The sequence below is a fragment of the Streptomyces sp. So13.3 genome (assembly GCF_005860785.2).
In the GTDB taxonomy this organism is placed as follows: Bacteria; Actinomycetota; Actinomycetes; order Streptomycetales; family Streptomycetaceae; genus Actinacidiphila; species Actinacidiphila fildesensis.
Genome location: NZ_CP048835.1, coordinates 7,346,064 through 7,366,827, shown reverse-complemented (window position 1 = coordinate 7,366,827; position 20,764 = coordinate 7,346,064). Strand labels below are relative to the sequence as shown.

Here is a 20,764-nt window from a genome sequence, read left to right as displayed (position 1 = left end):
CCCCTCCGTCAGCGCGAGTCAGTCCTCGTGCCCCAGCTGCAGATCGCGTTCGGTGCGCCCGCCGCCCGCGACCTGCAGGACGGTGGCCACCGGCGGGTACCCGGCGGCGATCACGGTGTACTCGCCGGCCGCCAGATCGACGAAGCGGAAGAGACCGTCGGCCCCCGTCGTCACCGAGTCCACCACGTTGCCCGCCGCGTCGAGCAGGGTGACCCGGGCGTCCTCGACCACCCGGCCACCGGGCGCCCGCACCGTGCCGCGCAGCACCGCGCCACCGGCCAGTTCGACGTCCTGCCGGGTCTCACGGGCCGCCTGCACCGAGACCGGCAGCGCGGCGGGGCGGTAGGCGGGAGCGCTGGCGGCCAGCGTGTACTCGCCCGCCACCAGATCGGTCAGCACGTAGCTGCCCTCGCGGGCGCTGCGGGTGCTGGAGACGACATCACCGCGTACGTCGGTGAGCGTCACGATGGCGTCGCGGACCGGGGTGCCGTCCGAGGTGTGCACCGTGCCGGCCAGCCGGCCGGCGCCGCCGAGCACCACGTCCAGCTCGACCGGCCGGTCGCCGACCGTCACGCTGACGGCCTGCGGCTGATGGCCGCCCGCCGCCGCGATCAGTACATAGCTGCCGGTGCCGGGGGTGCTCAGCGCGTACCGTCCGTCCTCACCGGTCGCGCCGCGGCCGATCTGCCGGCCGGTGACGTCGATCAGGGTGAGCGCGGCCCGGCCCACCGAGGTGCCGTCGGAGTGCTGGACGGTGCCGCAGACCGGGACTCCCCCGGCGTCGGCGGTCCGGCCGGCGGCCGTCCTGGCCGGGGGGACGGCGGGATCGGAGACGGGACCATGCTGGGTCACCAGGGGTTTCTCCTTCAGGAGGAATGCGAGCAGGAAGCCGAGGACGAGCACCGGCACCAGGTACAGGAAGATCCGCGGCATGGCTGCGGCGTACGCCTGGACGTAGCCGTCGCGCAGTGCGGCGGGCAGCGTGTGCACCAGCTGCGGGGTGATCGACTGGGGGTCCGGCAGGTGCGCGCCGCGCGGGAGTTCGACGGCGAGCTGGTCGGCCAGCCGGTTGGCGAAGAGCGTGCCGAAGACGGCCGCGCCGACGGATCCACCGATCTGCCGGAAGTAGTTGTTGGCGCTGGTGGCGGCGCCGATGTCGGCCGGCCGCACCGAGTTCTGCACGGCGAGCACCAGGACCGGCAGCACGAGTCCGATACCGAGGCCGAGCACCGCCATGAAGGCGCTGTACTCGACCCGGGAGGTGCCCGCGTCCAGCAGGGACAGCAGCCACATGCCGAGCGCGGAGAGCGCGCCGCCGAGCCGCGGGAAGATCTTGTAGCGGCCGGTCCTGCTGATCAGCTGGCCGGAGGCGACGGAGGCGAGGACGACGCCGAGCATCATCGGGAGCATCAGCAGCCCGGAGCCGGTGGCGCTGGCGCCGTCGACCATCTGCAGGAAGGTCGGCAGATAGCTGGCGGCGCCGAAGAGCGCGACGCCGACGACCGCGCCGACCAGCGCGGTGACGTTGAAGATGCCGTCACGGAACAGCCGCAGCGGGATGACGGGTTCGGCCGCGAAGTGTTCGGTCAGGACGAAGAGCACGGCGCTGACGACGGCGCCCGCGCCGAGTCCGACGATCATCTCCGAGCGCCACGCGTAGGTGGTGCCGCCCCAACTGGTCAGCAGCACCAGACAGGTGGAGCCGGCCGCGAGCAGCAGCGCTCCCAGCACGTCGAGGCGGGGCCGGATCGTGGGGCGGGGCAGCCGCAGCACGACGGTGATGAGGGCGAGGGTGAACAGGCCGAACGGCACGTTGATGTAGAAGCACCAGCGCCATGAGGTGTGGTCGGTGAAGAAGCCGCCGAGCAGCGGTCCGGCGACGGACGCGACCCCGTAGGCGGCGCCGATCAGGCCCATGTAGCGGCCGCGTTCGCGGGGCGGGACGATGTCCGCCATGATCGCCTGCACACCGATCATGAGCCCGCCGCCGCCGACGCCCTGAACCGCGCGGAAGGCGATCAGCTGGTCCATGGTGCGCGACCAGCCGGCCAGCGCGGAGCCGATGACGAAGACGATGATCGCGAACTGGAAGACCCGCTTGCGGCCGAAGAGGTCGCCGAGCTTGCCGTAGATCGGCAGGCCGATGGTCGACGCGAGCAGGTAGGCGGTGACGGCCCAGGACATCTTCTCCAGGCCGTGCAGCTCTCCGACGATCTTCGGGAGGGCGGTCGCCACGATCATCTGGTCGAGGGCGGCGAGCAGCAGTGTGAGCATCAGGCCGAGGAAGACCAGCCGCACTCTGCGCGGGGTCAGGTCGGCCGGCGGAATGCCGGTGGCCGAACCGGACGGGCCGTCCGCGCCGGGCGGCGGGGCATCGGCCGGTTCAGGGCCGGTCGATGCCGCGCCGTCCGCCGGTTCGGCCCGTCCGGACCTTCCGGCCCGTTCGGCCAGAGTGGTTCCGCCCACGTGCCGCTCCCCTCGTCGCGCCTGCCTCGTCGCCCATTTCCCGCATTAAGCGACAACGACGAACAAGCGCGACGATTCTCCGAAGCGATGCAGAACCACCCGTATCAGTGAACGATCGAACCCGGACGGGGCTCAGACGGCACGACGGTTACTCGGCCGCCTCGACCTCGGCGGCCAGCTTCGCGAGCACCTCGTCGTAGATGCGCCCGAGTCCCTTGGGCGCGAAGGTCCGCTCGAAGAAGCCGCCGATGCCGCCGGCGCCGTCCCAGGTGGTGGTGGAGACGACCCTGGACCGGCCGGCACCCGCCGGGGTCACCGTCCACGTGGTGACCATGGACGAGTTGCGGTCGGCCTCGACCAGCTGTCCGGTGGTCGGCGCGGTGACGTCGAAGAGGCAGTCGCGGATCCGCTTGCTGGTCGCCTGCAGCTTCCAGTGCACCAGCGTGCCGGCGCCGCTGCCGCCCTCGCGGACCTCGTACTCGCTGAACTGCTCGGGGAGCAGGGTCTTCCTGGTGCCCGCGTAGTCCGCGAGAGCGTCGTACACCCGCTCCGGTTCCGCTTCGATGACCCGCTGGGTGGTGGCCTCGACCTGCGCCATTTCTTCTCCTCCGGTCCGTGCCCGCATGTGCCGGGCAAGCCAACCACACGCGCTAACCGAATATGTGTTCTATTCTATGGAGGAGCTACTGAGGAGGGCGTCATGCGCTGGGACAACCTGGGCCGCGACGAGGCCGCCACCGCCACCACGCCCGCACTGTTCGGGACGGACGTGGTCACCCGGACCTTCGACACCCCCGAATTCCGCGGCATCACCTTCCACGAGGTACGGGCCCGGTCGATCGTGAACCGCGTGCCGGGCGCCTCGCAGATGCCGTTCGACTGGACGGTCAACCCGTACCGGGGATGCAGCCACGCCTGCGTCTACTGTTTCGCCCGCAAGACGCACAGCTATCTGGACCTCGACACCGGTCTCGACTTCGACTCGCAGATCATCGTCAAGGTGAACGCGCCCGAACTGCTCCGCAAGGAGCTCGCCGGGCCGCGCTGGCAGGGGCAGCACATCGCCATGGGCACCAACGTGGACTGCTACCAGCGGGCCGAGGGCCGCTACCAGCTCATGCCCGGCATCATCGGCGCGCTGCGCGACCACGCCAATCCGTTCTCGATCCTCACCAAGGGCTCGCTGATCCTGCGCGATCTGGACCTGCTGCGGCAGGCGGCCCGGGTCACCGAGGTCTCCATCGCGGTCTCCGTCGGCTTCCTCGACCGCGAGCTGTGGCGCACCGTCGAGCCCGGTACGCCGTCCCCCGGCAAGCGGCTGGAGGTCTGCCGGACGCTGAACGGGAACGGGATCCGCTGCGGCGTCCTGATGGCGCCCGTCCTGCCGTATCTCAGCGACTCCCCCGAGCAGCTGCGCGATACCGTGCGCGCCATCGCGCGGTCCGGGGCCACCTCCGTCACCCCGCTCGTGCTGCATCTGCGGCCGGGCGCCCGCGAGTGGTACCTGGCCTGGCTCTCCGTGCACCATCCGCGGCTGCTCAGCCGCTACAAGGCGCTCTATGCGGACGGTTCGTACGCCCCCACGTGGTACCAGCGGCGCATCACCCGCCAAGTGCACGAGTTCGCCACGGAGTTCGGCATCGGCCCGGCCCGGTCCAACGCCCTTCGGGCCGTCCCGCCGCCCGCCGCCGCCCCGGTGGAGGTCGAGGGACCGACCCAGCTGTCGCTGCTCTAATCTCCTGCCCATGACCGATGTTCGAGTGATGACCGGCGACGACATCGACGCCGTTTCCGCGATCCGGGTGCGCGGCTGGCAGAGCGCGTACGCCGGCATCGTGCCGCAGGGGTACCTCGACGCGATGTCGGCGCCGGAGGACGCGGCCCGGCGCCGCGAGTGGTTCGCCCACGACACCGGCCGGGTGGAGAACCTCGTGTCGGCCGACGGGACCGAGGTCACCGGCTGGGCCGCCCACGGCCCGTACCGGGGCGACGACGCCGAGCCGGGCGACGGCGAGCTGTACGCGATCTACGTCCGCCCGGACCGGATCGGCACCGGCGCGGGCCGCGCGCTCATCGGTGCGGTGCTGGCCCGCGCCGCGGACCGCGACTTCCCGCGTCTGCGGCTCTGGGTGCTGGCCGACAACGCGCGCGCCCGCCGTTTCTACGAGAAGGCCGGCTTCGTGCCCGACGGCGCCGAACAGCAGGAGGACTACGGCGACGTGTTCCTGCGCGAGGTGCGCTACGTCCGCGGCGCCTCGTCGGACGCGGCGCGCGCGCCGGACGCGTCCGCCTCGTAGCCGCCGATCCGCTCGAGGGCCGCGACGGCGGCCGTGCGCAGCCGGGGATGCGCGCACGCGGCCCGCAGTACGGTCGCCGCCCGGGGGTCGCCGAGCTCGCCGAGCCCCTCCACGCAGGCGGGAACGGCGTCCCAGCCGAGGGTCTGCTCGGCCAGCAGCCGGTCCAGGGTCTCGATGAGCGCGGGGACGGATTCCGGCGCCCTCAATTGGACGAGCAGCCGGATCGGCGGTACGGCGTAGGCGACCCGGAGCGGATTGGTCGCGAGCGCGGCGGCGGCCCGCGCGGTGCGCGGGTCCCCCAGCAGGGCGAGCGCCCGGGCCGCGTTCTCGGCCCGTTCCGGCTCACGGTAGTTGAGCAGCAGGGCGAGGGTTTCGAAGGCCCTCCGGTCCCCTGCGGCGGCCAGGGCCACGGCGGCGGCCTCCCTGACTTCGAGGGGCTGCCCCGGTGCGGTGAGTACGCCGGCCAGTTCGTCGCGCGCTGCGGAATCCACCCGCTCAGCCTACGGCGCGCTCATCTGTACGCGGTACAGATCACATGGGCGGTGGTCTGGCGCGTAGGTTACCGGCCGGTTACCCTCGGACCAACGTGCACGGCAGCCTGGTGACGCAGCCGCCGCGCACAGCTCGGAACGCACCACCCGTACGTGTTCCGGGCACGCACCACCGCTCAGCAGCACGCAACACTTCACGTCGGTTCGGCACCATCGCGGCGCGGCCCCGGGACAGGGCCCGCCCTTCACCCTCATGCGGGCATCCACCCCTTCTCCGTGGCCCGCGACTCCACCAACTCCTCAGCCGCGCGCGCCTCCCGGCAGCAGCGGTCTCCTCAGCATCTGGAGTTTCGCGATGGACCGTCCGTCCAGCAGCAGTCCCCTGCCCTCCCTCGCCCTGCCCACCGTCGCCGTCGTCGGCCTCGGCACCATGGGCGCCGGAATCGCCGAGGTCATGGCCCGCGCCGGCCATGAGGTCATCGGCATCGACACCAGCGACACCGCCGCCCGCACGGCTGTCACGGCGCTGGACCAGTCCACGGCGCGTGCCGTCGAGCGCGGCCGGATCACCGAGGCCGAGCGCGCCGACACCCTCGCGCGGTTCCGCACCTTCCCCGACCTGCAGGCGGCCGCCGAGGCCGATCTGGTCATCGAGGTCGTGAACGAGCAGTTCGAGGCCAAGCAGGCGGTCTTCGAGGCGCTCGACCTGATCGTGAAGCCGGACGCCATCATCGCGACGGGCACCAACGCCCTGTCGGTGACCCGGCTGGCCTCGCACACCACGCGCCCGGACCGCGTCCTCGGCCTGCACTTCTTCGCCCCGGCACCCGCCATGAAACTGGTCGAGGTGGTCTCCACCGTCCTGACCTCGCCGGAGGCGACCGCCTCGGTGACCGCGCTGGTGCGCGCGCTCGGCAAGGAGCCGGTCCCCGTCGGCGACCGCCCCGGCTTCATCGCCGACGGCCTGCTGTTCGGCTATCTCAACCAGGCCGCGGCGATGTACGAGTCGAAGTACGCGACCCGCGAGGACATCGACGCGGCGATGCGGCTCGGCTGCGGCCTGCCGATGGGCCCGCTGGCGCTGCTCGACCTGATCGGCATCGACACCGCGCAGACCGTCCTGGAGGCGATGTACGAGGCGTCCCACGACCGGCTGCACGCGCCCGCCCCGATCCTCGGCCAGCTGGCCGCCGCCGGTCTGTCCGGCCGCAAGTCGGGCCGCGGTTTCTACACCTACGAGGCTCCCGGCAGCGAGGTCGTCGTCACCGACGCCTCGACCCCGGACACCGCAGGGACCGCCGGTGTCGCGGGCCGTGACGTCCGCAGCGTGGGCGTCGCCGGATCCGGCACCATGGCGACCGGTATCGCCGAGGTGTTCGCGAAGGCCGGTTACGACGTCGTGCTGGCCGCCCGCTCGCAGGAGAAGGCCGACCAGGCCGTCGCCAAGCTGGCCAAGTCGCTGGACCGCTCGGTCGCCAAGGGGCGGCTGACGCAGGAGCAGCGCGACGCGGCCGTCGCCCGGGTGACGCCGGCCGGCTCGTACGACGCCTTCGGCGACGTGGACCTGGCCGTCGAGGCCGTCGCCGAGGACCTCGCCGTCAAGCAGGCGCTCTTCACCGCGCTGGACGAGGTGTGCAAGCCCGGTGCGGTGCTCGCCACCACGACGTCCTCGCTGCCCGTCATCGTCATCGCCCGCGCGACCTCGCGCCCGCGGGACGTGATCGGGATGCACTTCTTCAACCCGGCGCCCGCGATGAAGCTCGTCGAGGTGGTCCGTACCGTCCTGACCTCGGACGATGTGCACGCCACCGTCCGAGAGGTGTGCGGGAAGGTGCGCAAGCACGCCGTGGACTGCGGGGACCGGGCCGGCTTCATCGTCAACGCCCTGTTGTTCCCGTACCTGAACAACGCCGTGAAGATGGTCCAGGAGAACTACGCGACGGTGGCGGACATCGACACCGCCATGAAGCTCGGCGGCGGGTACCCGATGGGCCCGTTCGAGCTGCTGGACGTCGTCGGACTGGATGTGTCCCTGGCGATCGAGCAGGTGCTGCACAAGGAGTTCCGCGACCCGGGCCTGGCGCCCTCGCCGCTGCTGGAGCACCTGGTGTCGGCGGGGTGCCTCGGCCGCAAGACGGGCCGCGGCTTCCGCGAGTATGCCCGGCGCTGATCATGAGGGCGGCTGGGGCGGTCTGCTCGGCCCGCGGGGGCCGTCCCGGCCGCCCCGTACGTCCCGCGCGGGCCCGGCCATGGAGTACGTTCCACGTATGGCCCAGCCCCTCAAGTCCGCGACGAAGACCACCGCAGAAGGCCCCGCGCCGGCTACGGCGAACGGCCGCCGTGCCGCCGCCCAGCGCCACCGGGTGCGGCAGGACCTCGCCGCGTCCGCGATGCACCTGTTCGCGTCCCGGGGGTACGAGGCGACGACCGTCGACGACATCGCGGCGGCGGCCGGGGTGGCCCGCAGGACGTTCTTCCGGCACTTCCGGTCCAAGGAAGAGGCGATCTTCCCGGACCACGACGACACGCTGGTGCGGGTCCAGGCCGTCCTGGACTCCGCGGAACCGCATGAGCACCCGCTGGACACCGTGTGCCGCGGCATCACCGAGGTGCTGCGGATGTACGCGGAGTCCCCCGAGGTCTCCGTGGAGCGGTACCGGCTGACCCGTGAGGTGCCGACGCTGCGGGAGCGCGAGATCGCTTCTGTGGCCCGCTACGAGCGGCTCTTCACCCGTTATCTGCTGGGCCACTTCGACGAGTCGGCGCACCATGACGGCGACGACGACCCGCTGCTCGCCGAGGTCGCCGCGTCGGCCGTGGTGGCGGCGCACAACCATGTGCTGCGGCGCTGGCTGCGGGCCGGCGGCAAGGGGGACGTGGAGGCGCAGCTGGACCACGCCTTCGACGTGATCAAGGCGACGTTCGGCACCGGCATAGGGGTCAGGCGGCCGGCGGGGCCTCCTTCGGCGCCCGCCGCGGCGGTCTCGCAGACCGGCGAGGTCGTGGTCACGGTGGCGCGTACGGACGCCTCGCCCGCCGAGGTGATGCGGATCATCGAGCGGGCGCTGCGGGGCGGCTGACCGCCCGCCGAGCCCCCGCAGAGGTAGGGAACAGCGGCCGTCCGGGTGATCCGGGCGGCCGCTGTTGCTCGTTTGTGGCGCCGGGATGACACTTGAGAGAAATTGTTGGCACGCAGTGTCTTTACGAGTGGCACCCCGTGCCATAACGTTGGGGGCACCTCCCAGCGGTAGCTGGGGGAGTGTCCGGGCGGGCGGCACGTTTATCCCACGCACGCCGTCTGTCCCCAAAGGCCCGGACGCCTGCGTCACAGGCACCCCCGGATCCCGTCCGGGGGAACCACCGCGCCACCGCGCGCACCGGTTCCACCCGTGCGACCGTCACGGGAGCAGTACCCCCGCCGAACCGACGGCACCAGTCACCCGTCAGCCCTCGCCGACGTTCCCTCAAACGTATCTACGTCGCGCTTCGCCGGAGGCACCCCGTGAAGGAAATTCTGGACGCGATTCTCGCGTCGGACAGCTCGGACAACTCGGACCGCTCGGCCGCCGACTTCGCGGCCCTGCCGCTGCCCGAGTCGTACCGCGCCATCACCGTCCACAAGGACGAGGCCGAGATGTTCGCCGGCCTCGACAGCCGTGACAAGGACCCGCGCAAGTCCCTGCACCTGGACGATGTGCCGGTCCCCGAACTCGGTCCCGGTGAGGCCCTTGTCGCCGTCATGGCCAGCTCGGTCAACTACAACTCCGTGTGGACCTCGATCTTCGAGCCGGTCTCCACGTTCTCGTTCCTGGAGCGGTACGGGAAGCTCTCGCCGCTCAGCAAGCGGCACGACCTGCCCTACCACGTGATCGGCTCCGACCTCGCGGGCGTCGTCCTGCGCACCGGACCCGGCGTCAACGCCTGGCACCCCGGCGACAAGGTCGTGGCGCACTGCCTCTCCGTCGAGCTGGAGTCCTCCGACGGCCACAACGACACGATGCTCGACCCCGAGCAGCGCATCTGGGGCTTCGAGACCAACTTCGGCGGTCTCGCCGAGATCGCGCTCGTCAAGTCCAACCAGCTGATGCCCAAGCCCGCGCACCTCAGCTGGGAGGAGGCCGCCGCTCCCGGCCTGGTGAACTCCACCGCCTACCGCCAGCTGGTGTCCCGCAACGGCGCCGACATGAAGCAGGGCGACAACGTCCTCATCTGGGGCGCGTCCGGCGGACTCGGCTCGTACGCCACCCAGTTCGCGCTGGCCGGCGGCGCCAACCCGATCTGCGTGGTCTCCAGTGAGCAGAAGGCGGACATCTGCCGCTCGATGGGCGCGACCGCGATCATCGACCGCAGCGCCGAGGGCTACAAATTCTGGAAGGACGAGCACACCCAGGACCCCAAGGAGTGGAAGCGCTTCGGCAAGCGCATCCGCGAGCTGACCGGCGGCGAGGACATCGACATCGTCTTCGAGCACCCCGGCCGGGAGACCTTCGGCGCCAGCGTCTACGTCACGCGCAAGGGCGGCACCATCACCACCTGCGCCTCGACCTCGGGCTACATGCACGAGTACGACAACCGCTACCTGTGGATGTCGCTCAAGAAGATCGTCGGCTCGCACTTCGCGAACTATCGCGAGGCCTGGGAGGCCAACCGGCTGGTCGCCAAGGGCAAGATCCACCCGACGCTGTCGAAGACGTACTCCCTGGAGGAGACCGGCCAGGCCGCGTTCGACGTGCACCGCAACCTGCACCAGGGCAAGGTCGGCGTCCTGGCGCTGGCCCCGCAGGAGGGTCTCGGCGTCACCGACCACGAAATGCGGGCACAGCACCTGCCGGCGATCAACCGCTTCCGGAACGTCTGATGCCGCGACGCGAAAAAGACCGTCCGTGGCTCATGCGGACGTACGCCGGCCACTCCACCGCCGAGGCGTCCAACGAGCTGTACAAGAACAACCTCGCGAAGGGGCAGACCGGCCTGTCCGTCGCGTTCGACCTGCCGACCCAGACCGGGTACGACCCCGACCACATCCTCGCCCGCGGCGAGGTCGGCCGGGTCGGCGTCCCGGTCTCGCACATCGGTGACATGCGTCGGCTCTTCCAGGACATCCCCCTGGAGGGGATGAACACCTCGATGACCATCAACGCCACCGCCATGTGGCTGCTGGCGATGTATCAGGTGGTCGCCGAGGAGCAGGGCGCGGACATCACCAAGCTCCAGGGGACGACGCAGAACGACATCGTCAAGGAGTACCTGTCGCGCGGGACGCACGTCTTCCCGCCCGGCCCCTCCCTGCGGCTGACCACCGACATGATCACGTACACGGTCAACAACATCCCCAAGTGGAACCCGATCAACATCTGCAGCTACCACCTGCAGGAGGCCGGGGCCACACCGGTCCAGGAGATCGCCTTCGCGATGTCCACCGCGATCGCCGTCCTGGACGCGGTGTTCGCCTCCGGGCAGATCCCGGAGGACCGCCGGGGCGAGGTGGTGGCCCGGATCTCCTTCTTCGTGAACGCGGGTGTCCGCTTCATCGAGGAAATGTGCAAGATGCGGGCCTTCGGCCGGCTCTGGGACACCGTCACCCGGGAGCGCTACGGCATCGAGGACGCCAAGCAGCGCCGGTTCCGCTACGGCGTGCAGGTCAACTCGCTGGGGCTGACCGAGGCCCAGCCGGAGAACAACGTCCAGCGCATCGTCCTGGAGATGCTGGCCGTCACCCTCTCCAAGGACGCCCGCGCCCGCGCCGTGCAACTTCCCGCCTGGAACGAGGCGCTGGGTCTGCCCCGGCCCTGGGACCAGCAGTGGAGCCTGCGCATCCAGCAGGTGCTCGCCCATGAGAGCGACCTGCTGGAGTACGAGGACATCTTCGACGGCAGCCATGTCATCGAGGCCAAGGTCACCGAGCTCATGGAGCTGGTGACGGCCGAGATGGAGCGCATCGAGAAGATGGGCGGCGCCATGGCCGCCGTCGAGTCCGGCTATCTGAAGTCGGCGCTCGTCTCCTCGCACGCCGAGCGGCGCGCCCGCATCGAGTCGGGCGAGGAGAAGATCGTCGGGGTCAACTCGTACCAGGGCACCGAGCCCAGCCCGCTCACCGCGGACCTCGACACCGCCATCATGACCGTCGACCCGGCCAACGAGGCGCGCGTCGTGAGCGCGCTGCACACCTGGCGGGACAACCGCGACGAGCAGCGCGCCCAGGAGTCGGTGGCGGCGCTGAAAGCCGCGGCGGCGGGCAGTGAGAACCTGATGGCCGCGACACTGGCCTGCGTACGCGCCGGTGTCACGACCGGCGAGTGGTCCTGGGCGCTGCGGGACGTCTTCGGCGAGTTCCGCGCCCCCACGGGCGTCAGCAGCGCCCCGGTGGCGGTCACCGCCGAGGCGGGCACCCCGCTGGCCGAGGTCCGCCGCAAGGTCGCCGCGACCGCCGCCGAACTCGGCAGCGGCAAGCTCCGGCTGCTGGTCGGCAAGCCGGGTCTCGACGGGCACTCCAACGGCGCCGAGCAGATCGCCGTACGGGCCCGCGACGCGGGCTTCGAGGTGGTCTACCAGGGCATCCGGCTCACCCCCGAGCAGATCGTGTCCGCGGCCGTGGCCGAGGATGTGCACTGCGTGGGCCTGTCGATCCTGTCCGGTTCGCACGCGGCACTCGTGCCGGACGTGCTGGACCGGCTCCGCAGGGCCGGGGTGGACGACGTACCGGTGATCGCCGGCGGGATCATCCCCCCGGCGGACGCGGCGGCGCTGCGGGCCGCCGGGGTGGCGGCGGTGTTCACCCCGAAGGACTTCGGTATCACTGAGATCATCGGGCGGATCGTGGACGAGATCCGGCTCGCGAACAAGTTGGAGGTATGACGGTGCAGTTCGGTCGCACTTACGAAGAGTTCGAGGTCGGTGCTGTCTACAAGCACTGGCCCGGAAAGACGGTCACCGAGTACGACGACCATCTCTTCTGCCTCCTCACGATGAACCACCACCCGCTCCACATGGACGCGAACTACGCCGAGAACACCACCGACTTCGGCAAGAACGTCGTGGTGGGGAACTACATCTACTCCCTGCTGCTGGGCATGTCCGTGCCGGACGTGTCGGGCAAGGCGATCGCCAACCTGGAGGTCGAGTCGCTCAAGCACGTGGCACCGACGTTCCACGGCGACACCATCTACGGGCAGACCACCGTCCTGGACAAGTGGCCGTCCAAGTCGAAGGACGACCGCGGCATCGTCCACGTCGAGACCAAGGGCTACAAGCAGGACGGCACCATGGTGTGCGTCTTCCGCCGCAAGGTCATGGTCCCCACCGCCACGTACATCAAGGAACGCGGCGGCGAGCAGCCCGGCCGCCCCGAGCTGCAGGAGAAGTGACATGACGCGTCTTGCTCACACCGACGGGCTGACCGACGTCCAGCGGGAGATCCTCTCCACGGTCCGCAGCTTCGTGGACAAGGAGATCCTGCCGGTCGCGACGGAGCTGGAACACCGCGACGAGTACCCCACCGAAATCGTTGAGGGCCTCAAGGAACTTGGCATCTTCGGGCTGATGATTCCCGAGGAGTACGGGGGTCTTGGTGAGTCTCTTCTCACATACGCCCTCACGGTCGAGGAGATTGCCCGGGGATGGATGAGTGTTTCCGGAATTATCAACACTCACTTCATCGTCGCCTACATGCTCAAGCAGCACGGAACGCAGGAGCAGAAGGAGTACTTCCTGCCCCGGATGGCGGCCGGTGAGGTGCGTGGCGCGTTCTCGATGTCGGAGCCCGGCATGGGTTCCGATGTGTCCGCGATCCGCACCAAGGGCGTCAGGGACGGCGACGACTACGTCATCAACGGCCAGAAGATGTGGCTGACGAACGGCGGTTCGTCCAACCTGGTGGCCGTGCTCTGCAAGACCGACGAGGGCCTGTCCCCGGAGGAAGCGGCGGCCAAGCCGCACAAGTCGATGACGACCTTCCTCATCGAGAAGGAGCCGGGCTTCGGTCCGAATCCGACGGTTCCGGGCCTCACCGTGCCCGGCAAAATCGAGAAGATGGGCTACAAGGGCGTCGACACGACGGAGATGATCCTGGAGGACGTCAGGATCCCGTCGAACCGCGTTCTCGGAGGTCAGAGCGGTCGTGGCTTCTATCAGATGATGGACGGCGTCGAGGTCGGCCGGGTCAATGTGGCGGCGCGCGGCTGCGGAGTCGCACAGCGCGCGTTCGAACTCGGGATCTCCTACGCGCAACAACGCCACACCTTCGGCAAGCCGATCATCGAGCACCAGGCGATCTCCTTCAAGCTCGCCGAGATGGCGACCAAGGTCGAGGCCGCGCACGCGATGATGGTCAACGCGGCCCGCAAGAAGGACTCAGGGCACCGCAACGACCTCGAGGCCGGCATGGCGAAGTACCTGGCCTCGGAGTACTGCAAGGAGGTCGTGGAGGACGCCTTCCGCATCCACGGCGGGTACGGCTTCTCCAAGGAGTACGAGATCGAGCGGCTCTACCGGGAGGCCCCGATGCTCCTCATTGGTGAAGGAACCGCTGAGATCCAGAAAATGATCATTGGCCGCAGGCTCCTGGAGGAGTATCGTATCCAGGGTTAAATGTCCTGATATAAGCGATATATCCGAGGTGAAGGTCACACCGAGTCATCGCTTACCGGCCATCGACTCGCCCTCGCGCTTGCCGAGTTGTGGGTGGCAACCGATACCATCTTGGTAAAGCCGCCGTCCCCAGAACCATCTTGCGGCACCCTCCGCTACGAAGGTCTTCCATGCCCCACAGCCATTCCTCTGCACCTCGCGGCCGGGTCCGCCTCGCGCGCGGAGCGTCGCCGTGGCTCCTCCCGACCGTCGCCGCCGCGGCGGTCAGCCTTACCCGCGCCCGCCGCTCCGGGCGCTGGGCGACCGTGGCCGTACCCACCACCGCCCTGGCGGCGGGCATGCTGTGGTTCTTCCGTGACCCTGAGCGAGAGATCGCTCAGGGCCGGGTGATCTCACCGGCCGACGGCGTGGTGCAGAGCATCATGCCGTGGAAGGACGGGCGCACCCGCGTCGCGATCTTCATGAGCCCACTGAACGTCCATGTGAACCGCGCACCGCTCGCGGGCACCGTCACCTCCGTGGAGCACATCCCCGGCGGATTCGTTCCGGCGTTCAACAAGGAGAGCGAGAACAACGAACGCGTTGTCTGGCACTTCGACACCGAACTCGGCGACATCGAGATGGTGCAGATCGCCGGCGCTGTGGCCCGCCGCATCGTTCCTTACGTGCCCTCGGGCACCAAGGTCGAGCAGGGCGAGCGCATCGGTCTGATCCGCTTCGGCTCCCGCGTCGACATCTACCTCCCGGAGGGCGTCCTGCCCGATGTCGAGGTCGGCCAGACCACCATGGCTGGGGTGACTCGTCTTGACCGTGATTGATCCCGACACACAGGCCCCCTGGGTGACCGAGCTGGAGGAAGAGGTCGACGACCTCCCACTCTCGACCCGGCTCTCCATCGCGGACACCCTCACTCTCGGTAACGCCATCTGCGGATTCATGGCCGTGTACTTCACGACCACCGGAGTGCTGGTGCCGCACCTCATGGGCACCGCCGACGGCGGCATGGCGCGGCACAACGCCGCGACGGCCGTGACCCTCATGCTGATGGCGTCCGTCTTCGACCTCCTGGACGGGCTGGTGGCGCGCAAGCTCCGCAGCTCGGCGATGGGGGCGGAGCTCGACAACCTGTCCGACCTGATCAGCTTCGGCCTCGCGCCAGCGTATTTCGTGGTGGTGTGGGGGCTGGTCGCGGACGACGCGCACGGCCGGGTCTCGGCGGTGGCCGCCGTCGTGGTGCTGCTCGCCGTGGTCCTCAGACTCGCGCGCTTCTCCTGCACCACGGTGCGGGACGGGGTCTTCCAGGGCATGCCGAGCCCCTTCGGCGCGATGACGGTCGTCTCCGTCGTCCTGCTGGAGCTGCCGTTCATCCCGACGCTGCTGGCGATCGTGGGTGTGGCATGGCTGATGATGAGCCGCGTCGAGTACCCCAAGCCCCGCGGTCGGCTCGCGCTGATCACGCTGGCCTGGATCTTCATCAGCATGGGCTGCCTCGCGGCCTGGACGCTGGACGTACCGGGCGGGCACCTGCTGCTCCAGACCGGTGCGGCGCTCCAGATCGTCGCCGCGGCGGTCATCCCGCTCTTCGCGACCACGCGACGGGTGAACACGTTCCGTAACAACCGCCGTGAGGCACGCGCCGAGCAGTGACGGCGCCGCCGCCGAGCGCGCGGCACAGCAACGAAGGGCCCCGGGCGATCCGCCCGGGGCCCTTCGCGTTCCTCGCCCATGGTTCTCCGCCGTCCAGCTGCGCGGCTGAGGGGCGGACAGCAGTAAGGGCGGGCCGGAGGTTTTCCGGCCCGCCCTTGCCGCGTTGCGTTACGGCGCCAGGAAGTCCCGGGCCAGGGCCTGGGCGACGCGCTCCAGGAGGGGGCCGGCCTGTGCCATGCAGACGGCCGGGTCCGGCTCGATGTCGGTCAGGGCGTAGGCGCGGCGGATGCCGGCTCCGCCGAGAGCGCCGGGGGCCAGGGCGAGCCGGCCGCAGACGGCGACGACGTCGATGTTGCGGGCGCGGGCGGCCTGCGCGACGCCGACCGGGGCCTTGCCGTGCAGGGTCTGCTCGTCGAGCGAGCCCTCTCCGGTGATCACCAGGTCGGCGCGGTCCAGCGCCTCGGCGAAGCCGAGGACGTCGAGCATGACGTCGATACCGGGCCGGAAGGCGGCGTCGAGTCCGACGAGCGCTCCATAGCCGATACCGCCCGCGGCGCCGGCGCCCGGTGCCTCCGCGGCATTCGCCGCGGCGGAGCCACGGGCCTCGGTGAGCACCTCGACGAACCGTCCGAGGGCGGCGTCGAGGGTGGCCACGTCCTGCTCGGTGGCGCCCTTCTGCGGACCGTAGACGGCCGCGGCGCCCTTCGGGCCGAGCAGCGGGTTGTCGACGTCGCTGGCGAGCACCACCTCGGTGTCGGCCAGCCGCGGGTCGAGCCCGGAGAGGTCCGCGGTGGCGAGGGCGGCCAGCGCCCCGCCGCCGGGACCGACCGGCGCTCCGTCCGCGTCGAGCAGACGGGCCCCGAGCGCGACGAGCATGCCGGCCCCGCCGTCGTTGGTGGCGCTGCCGCCGACGCCGAGCACGATGGTGCGCGCACCGTCGTCCAGCGCGGCGCGCAGCAGCTCGCCGGTGCCGTGGGTGGTGGCCGTGAGCGGCGCGAAGACGCCCTCCGGCAGGTGCCGCAGGCCGGAGGCCTCGGCCATCTCGACCACGGCGGTGGTGTCACGTACGGCGTACGTGGCGGTCACGGGCTCGCCCAGCGGCCCGGTCACCTGGAGCTCACGGCGCTCGAAGCCGGCCGCGACCGCCGCGTCGACGGTGCCGTCACCGCCGTCGGCGACCGGCAGCGACTCGACCGTCAGCCCCGGCACCACGTGCAGCAGGCCGGCCGTGACGTGCTCGGCGACTTGCACCGCGGTCAGCGAACCCTTGAACTTGTCGGCGGCGATCAGCACGCGCCCCGTTGTGTGTCTTGCAGCGTCGGACACGTTTACTCCCCATCCGATACGGAACATCGCGCCGCTCGGACCATATCCCGCCATCGGCCGCCTGCCCATGGCCGGTCCAGCGCGCCACCCCCGCAAACCACAAGATTCACGACCATAGCGGGATGTCCTGAACGGTGACGGCATGGCACGGGAGCACGCTCCCGCCCCTCCGTACCGGGCGCCGAGCACCGCCGGGGACAGGCCGCGGCACGACCGGGAGAGCGTGCGCCTGGAGTGCGCGAGGGCGCTGGAGCTCTGGCGGGGCCGGCCGCTTTCTGCGGTCCGCCGAGGGGTGCCGCGAGGTGGGCGACCCGTTCTACGAGTCCCTGGCGCTGACCGACCTCGGCGAGACCCGGCTCGCCGCCGGCGATCCGACCGGCGCACGGGAGGCCTGGCGGCAGCCCCTGGAACTGCTGGACACGCTGAACCACCCCGACGCCGAGGGCGTCCGGGTCCAGCTGAAGGCCGTGGACGGCCCGTGACACGCCCGCCGGGCATATTCGTTTGCGGCGGCCGGGCGCGGTGCGCAACAGTTCGCCGGTGCTGATCCGACGTGAGCGACCCACCGACATCGACGCGATCCGCGACGTCATCGCCGCCGCGTTCACCAAGCCCGGCCAGGCCACCGGCAGCGGCACCGTCGAAGCGCTGCTGGTCGACCGGCTCCGGGCGGACGACGCGTGGCTCCCCGAGCTGTCGCTGGTCGCGACGGACGAGGAGGAGCGGGTGACCGGGCATGTGCTGGCCACCCGCGGCCATGTCGGCGGGACACCCGTGCTCGCGATCGGCCCGCTGGCGGTGGCTCCCGGCCACCAGCGGTCCGGCGTCGGCAAGGCCCTGATGGCACGCCGCCCTCGGCGCCTGCGACGCGCTGGGCGCGCCGCTGGTGATCCTGCTGGGCGATCCCCGCTACTACGGACGGTTCGGTTTCCGGCTCGCCGAGGAGTACGGGATCACCCCCGCGGTGCCCGAGTGGCGGCCGTACTTCCAGGTCCGGACGCTGGCCGGCTACGATCCGGCCGATCCGGCACTGCGTGGCGCGTTCGCCTACGCCGCGCCTTTCGACGACGTCTGAGCCGCGTAGGTTGGGGTCCGTGACCCAGGACTACGCCTCATACATCGCCGGTCTGCCGAAGATCCTCGCCGGAGCGGCGGTGCTGTTCCGTGACGGGGCGGGCCGTGTGCTGCTCGTGGATCCCAACTACCGCGAGGGCGAGAAGAAGTGGATTCTGCCCGGCGGGACGATCGAGTCGGGGCAGGACGAATCGCCCCGGCAGGGTGCGCGCCGCGAGGCCACCGAGGAGATCGGCCTGGACATCACCCCCGGCGCGCTCATCGCGATCGACTGGGTGACCGGCCCCGGCCAGCCGCCGCTGGCGGTGTACCTGTACGACGGCGGGGTGCTCGACGGGGAGCAGCTCGGCGCGATCCAGCTGCAGAAGGAGGAGCTGGACGCCTGGAACCTGGTCCCTCTCGACCAGGTCGGCACCTTCGTCCAGCCGGGTCTGGAACGCCGGATCCGCGCCGGGTTCACCGCGTTGATGGCCGGCACCGGGCCCGCTGAGCTGGAGAACGGCCACCGGGTCGGCCCGCCGGCAGCGGTGGATCACACCGGCAGGACGGGTCAGCGGCCGACCGCGTAGCCCTGCATGCCGCGCGGGTTGGCGCCCGCGGAGAGCACACCCGTCGCGGGGTCGCGGGCGACCGCGCAGAGCCGGCCCTCCGACCAGGGGCCGCCGACCGTCACCTGGTGGCCGCGGCGCCGCAGTTCGCCGATCGCCCGCTCACCGAGGCGCGACTCGACGGTGACGCTGCCGGGCCGCATGGCACGCGGATGGAACGAGCCGGGGAAGCTGTCGGTGTGCCAGCCGGGCGCGTCGATCGCCTCCTGCAGTCCGAGCCCGCCCAACGCGACGGCCAGGAAGAAGTGCAGCGACCACTGGTCCTGCTGGTCGCCGCCGGGGGTGCCGAACGCCAGGACGGGTTCGCCGTCGCGCAGCGCGATCGACGGCGACAGTGTGGTGCGCGGACGGCGGCCGGGCGTGAGGGAGTTGGGCAGTCCCTCCTCCAGCCATGTCATCTGCAGCCGGGTACCGAGCGGGAAGCCGAGTTCCGGGATCAGCGGGCTGGACTGCAGCCAGCCGCCGCTGGGGGTGGCGGCGACCATGTTGCCCCAGCGGTCGACGACATCGACATGGCAGGTGTCGCCGCGGGTGCGTCCGTCGGCGGCGACGTCGGGCGCGGCGGTCGGTCCGGCGGCAGATCCTGCGGCGGGTTCGCCCGACGCGACGGTCGGTTCGCCCGTGCCCGGTGCCTGCGGTGTGCTGTCGACGGTGAAGCGCGGCAGCCGGGGCGCGCGTCCGTCCGGGCTGCCGGGGCGCAGCTCGTAGGACGCGTCGGCGCCGATCAGTGCCCGGCGCCCGGCGTTGTACGCGGGTGACAGCAGCGCGCCGACCGGGACCTCCGCGGCGTCGCCGTACCAGGCCTCGCGGTCGGCCATCGCGAGCTTGGCGCCTTCGACCAGGGTGTGGACGTAGCCGGGCTCCTCGTAGCCGAAGCCGTCGGGCAGCAGGGCGAGCTGCTGCGCGAACACCGGGCCCTGGCTCCACGGCCCCGGTTTGCAGACCGTCCAGCCGAACCGGTCGTACGTCAGCGGGGGTTCGTAGCGGGCCTCGTAGCCGGTCAGGTCATCCCCGGTGAGCGTCGAGGCGTGCCGTTCGCCGGAGGTGTCCATCGCGGGGCGGGCCGCGGCGGCGGCCAGCGCCTCGCCGATGAAGCCCGAGCGCCAGATCCGCCGGGCGGCCTCGATCCGCTCCTCCCGCCCGCTGCCCGCCGCCTGCGCGTCGGCCTCGCGCAGCAGGCGCCGCCAGGTGGCGGCCAGGGCGGGGTTCCGCAGCAGGACGCCGGGCCGCGGTGCCCGGCCCGCCGGCAGATAGAGCGCGGCGGAATCGGTCCACTCGGTCGCGAAGAGGGTTCGCACCGCCTCCACGGTCGCGCCGATCGCCGCGACTGCCGGATGCCCGTGTGCGGCGTAGCCGATGGCGTACTTCAGGACCTCGGCCGGGGACTTGGTGCCTTGGTCGCGCAGCAGCACCATCCACGCGTCGAACGCGCCGGGCACGGCGGCGGCCAGCAGTCCGGTGCCGGGCACCAGGTCGAGCCCGAGGCTCCGGTAGTGCCCGACGGACGCTCCGGCGGGGGCGGGGCCCTGTCCGCACAGCACCCGCACCGGACCGCCTGCCGGGGCGAGGAGGATCGGCACCTCGCCCGCGGGACCGTTCAGATGCGGTTCGACGACGTGCAGCACGAAGCCGGCGGCCACCGCAGCGTCGAAGGCGTTGCCCCCGTCCTCCAGCACGGCCATCGCCGACTGCGACGCCAGCCAGTGTGTCGAGGAGACCATGCCGAAGGTGCCCTGGAGGGTGGGCCGGGTGGTGAACACCGGGCGCCTACACGGCTCGGGGGCCGGCATCGGCGATGAACCCGAGCTCGACGGGACGCTCCGGCGGGCCTTCGTCGCGCAGCCGGGCGAGCAGCTCCGGCAGCTGCGGCGGCCACAACGCCTCCGTCGTCGCCGCGAGCTCCTCCGGGGTCCACCAGCGCCATTCCAGGATCCCGTCCTCCTGGTGGACCCCGCTCACATCACCTGTCGGCGGCCTGCGCGGGCCGCTGCCGAGGAAGATGTGCTCGAACTGCCGGACCGGCACACCCGCCCGGGTGAAGTCGTGCTCCCAGGTGCACAGCACAGCGCCGGGCTCGACATCCGACCAGCCGGTCTCCTCCAGCACTTCTCGCAGCGCCCCCTGCACGGGGGTCTCCCCCGGGTCGAGACCGCCACCGGGCATGAGCCAGTGGACGCCGACTTCCTCGTTGTCCGACCTGAGCAGGAAAATCGCTCCGGCCGGGTCGAGCACCGCGACTCTCGCCGCTTGCCGGGGTATCCGCATCTAC

The 20,764-nt window shown here is 71.0% G+C and carries 19 protein-coding genes and 1 pseudogene; 14 read left to right on the top strand and 6 right to left on the bottom strand.

Translation table 11 applies throughout. The features are described 5' to 3' along the window. Positions 1 to 18: 18 nt before the first annotated feature. Positions 19 to 2,451, bottom strand: a complete 2,433-nt coding sequence (locus tag C8250_RS32970) for an MFS transporter (protein ID WP_232485852.1) — start codon at positions 2,449 to 2,451, stop codon at positions 19 to 21. A 163-nt stretch (positions 2,452 to 2,614) separates the two neighbouring features. Continuing rightward, positions 2,615 to 3,064, bottom strand: coding sequence for an SRPBCC family protein (locus tag C8250_RS32965; RefSeq protein ID WP_138355538.1), 450 nt, complete (start codon positions 3,062 to 3,064; stop codon positions 2,615 to 2,617). 102 nt (positions 3,065 to 3,166) lie between these two features. Between C8250_RS32965 and C8250_RS32960 the strand changes: the two genes are divergently transcribed. Both C8250_RS32960 and C8250_RS32955 read left to right on the top strand, forming a co-directional pair. Beyond that, complete coding sequence (locus tag C8250_RS32960) at positions 3,167 to 4,201, top strand: Rv2578c family radical SAM protein (protein ID WP_138355539.1); 1,035 nt, start codon at positions 3,167 to 3,169, stop codon at positions 4,199 to 4,201. Between the two features lie 10 nt (positions 4,202 to 4,211). Next, a complete protein-coding gene (locus C8250_RS32955; protein WP_232485841.1) occupies positions 4,212 to 4,763 on the top strand; it encodes a GNAT family N-acetyltransferase in 552 nt (183 codons plus the stop codon). Here the strand turns inward: C8250_RS32955 and C8250_RS32950 are convergent. Beyond that, positions 4,706 to 5,254 (bottom strand): adenylosuccinate lyase, encoded by a 549-nt coding sequence (locus C8250_RS32950; RefSeq protein WP_138355540.1) that lies wholly within the window; start codon positions 5,252 to 5,254, stop codon positions 4,706 to 4,708. The genes C8250_RS32955 and C8250_RS32950 overlap by 58 nt on opposite strands. A 355-nt stretch (positions 5,255 to 5,609) precedes the next feature. On the opposite strand from C8250_RS32950, the gene C8250_RS32945 reads away from it, so the two are divergent. The 8 genes from C8250_RS32945 (at position 5,610) to pssA (ending at position 15,487) form a co-directional block, all read left to right on the top strand. Next, positions 5,610 to 7,424: a 3-hydroxybutyryl-CoA dehydrogenase gene (locus C8250_RS32945; RefSeq protein WP_138355541.1), complete on the top strand. Its 1,815-nt coding sequence runs from the start codon at positions 5,610 to 5,612 to the stop codon at positions 7,422 to 7,424. A gap of 97 nt (positions 7,425 to 7,521) precedes the next feature. Then, positions 7,522 to 8,334 (top strand): TetR family transcriptional regulator, encoded by an 813-nt coding sequence (locus C8250_RS32940; RefSeq protein WP_232485840.1) that lies wholly within the window; start codon positions 7,522 to 7,524, stop codon positions 8,332 to 8,334. Between the two features lie 422 nt (positions 8,335 to 8,756). After that, the gene (ccrA, locus tag C8250_RS32935; RefSeq protein ID WP_138355543.1) at positions 8,757 to 10,112 is read left to right on the top strand and encodes a crotonyl-CoA carboxylase/reductase; all 1,356 of its coding nucleotides are present in this window, start codon (positions 8,757 to 8,759) and stop codon (positions 10,110 to 10,112) included. Next, positions 10,112 to 12,109, top strand: a complete 1,998-nt coding sequence (locus C8250_RS32930; RefSeq protein ID WP_138355544.1) for a protein meaA — start codon at positions 10,112 to 10,114, stop codon at positions 12,107 to 12,109. The genes ccrA and C8250_RS32930 overlap by 1 nt, the downstream gene beginning before the upstream one ends. A 2-nt stretch (positions 12,110 to 12,111) precedes the next feature. Continuing rightward, positions 12,112 to 12,618, top strand: coding sequence for a MaoC family dehydratase (locus C8250_RS32925; protein WP_138355605.1), 507 nt, complete (start codon positions 12,112 to 12,114; stop codon positions 12,616 to 12,618). Between the two features lies 1 nt (position 12,619). Then, on the top strand, positions 12,620 to 13,840 hold the full coding sequence (locus tag C8250_RS32920) for an acyl-CoA dehydrogenase family protein (RefSeq protein WP_138355545.1): 1,221 nt from the start codon (positions 12,620 to 12,622) through the stop codon (positions 13,838 to 13,840). Positions 13,841 to 14,010: 170 nt separating this feature from the next. Beyond that, on the top strand, positions 14,011 to 14,658 hold the full coding sequence (locus tag C8250_RS32915) for a phosphatidylserine decarboxylase (protein WP_138355546.1): 648 nt from the start codon (positions 14,011 to 14,013) through the stop codon (positions 14,656 to 14,658). Further along, positions 14,645 to 15,487 (top strand): CDP-diacylglycerol--serine O-phosphatidyltransferase, encoded by an 843-nt coding sequence (gene pssA, locus C8250_RS32910; protein ID WP_138355547.1) that lies wholly within the window; start codon positions 14,645 to 14,647, stop codon positions 15,485 to 15,487. The genes C8250_RS32915 and pssA overlap by 14 nt, the downstream gene beginning before the upstream one ends. 168 nt (positions 15,488 to 15,655) lie before the next feature. On the opposite strand, the gene C8250_RS32905 is transcribed toward pssA, so the two are convergent. Next, a complete protein-coding gene (locus C8250_RS32905) occupies positions 15,656 to 16,780 on the bottom strand; it encodes a glycerate kinase (RefSeq protein WP_138355548.1) in 1,125 nt (374 codons plus the stop codon). Between the two features lie 335 nt (positions 16,781 to 17,115). Between C8250_RS32905 and C8250_RS32900 the strand changes: the two genes are divergently transcribed. From C8250_RS32900 to C8250_RS32890, 4 genes and pseudogenes are all read left to right on the top strand, one after another. Beyond that, entirely contained in the window at positions 17,116 to 17,295 is a 180-nt protein-coding gene (locus C8250_RS32900) for a hypothetical protein (RefSeq protein WP_138355549.1), read from the top strand. A 40-nt stretch (positions 17,296 to 17,335) separates the two neighbouring features. Then, positions 17,336 to 17,602: pseudogene (locus C8250_RS44950) on the top strand (GNAT family N-acetyltransferase); the annotation flags it as partial. 97 nt (positions 17,603 to 17,699) lie between these two features. Further along, complete coding sequence (locus C8250_RS43845; protein ID WP_232485854.1) at positions 17,700 to 17,888, top strand: hypothetical protein; 189 nt, start codon at positions 17,700 to 17,702, stop codon at positions 17,886 to 17,888. 10 nt (positions 17,889 to 17,898) lie between these two features. Beyond that, a complete protein-coding gene (locus C8250_RS32890; RefSeq protein ID WP_138355550.1) occupies positions 17,899 to 18,456 on the top strand; it encodes an NUDIX hydrolase in 558 nt (185 codons plus the stop codon). Here C8250_RS32890 and C8250_RS32885 read toward each other — a convergent pair. Both C8250_RS32885 and C8250_RS32880 read right to left on the bottom strand, forming a co-directional pair. After that, on the bottom strand, positions 18,438 to 20,255 hold the full coding sequence (locus C8250_RS32885; protein WP_138355551.1) for a gamma-glutamyltransferase: 1,818 nt from the start codon (positions 20,253 to 20,255) through the stop codon (positions 18,438 to 18,440). The two genes, C8250_RS32890 and C8250_RS32885, sit on opposite strands and share 19 nt — an antisense overlap. Positions 20,256 to 20,262: 7 nt before the next feature. Then, the gene (locus C8250_RS32880; RefSeq protein WP_138355552.1) at positions 20,263 to 20,760 is read right to left on the bottom strand and encodes an NUDIX domain-containing protein; all 498 of its coding nucleotides are present in this window, start codon (positions 20,758 to 20,760) and stop codon (positions 20,263 to 20,265) included. Positions 20,761 to 20,764 lie beyond the last annotated feature (4 nt).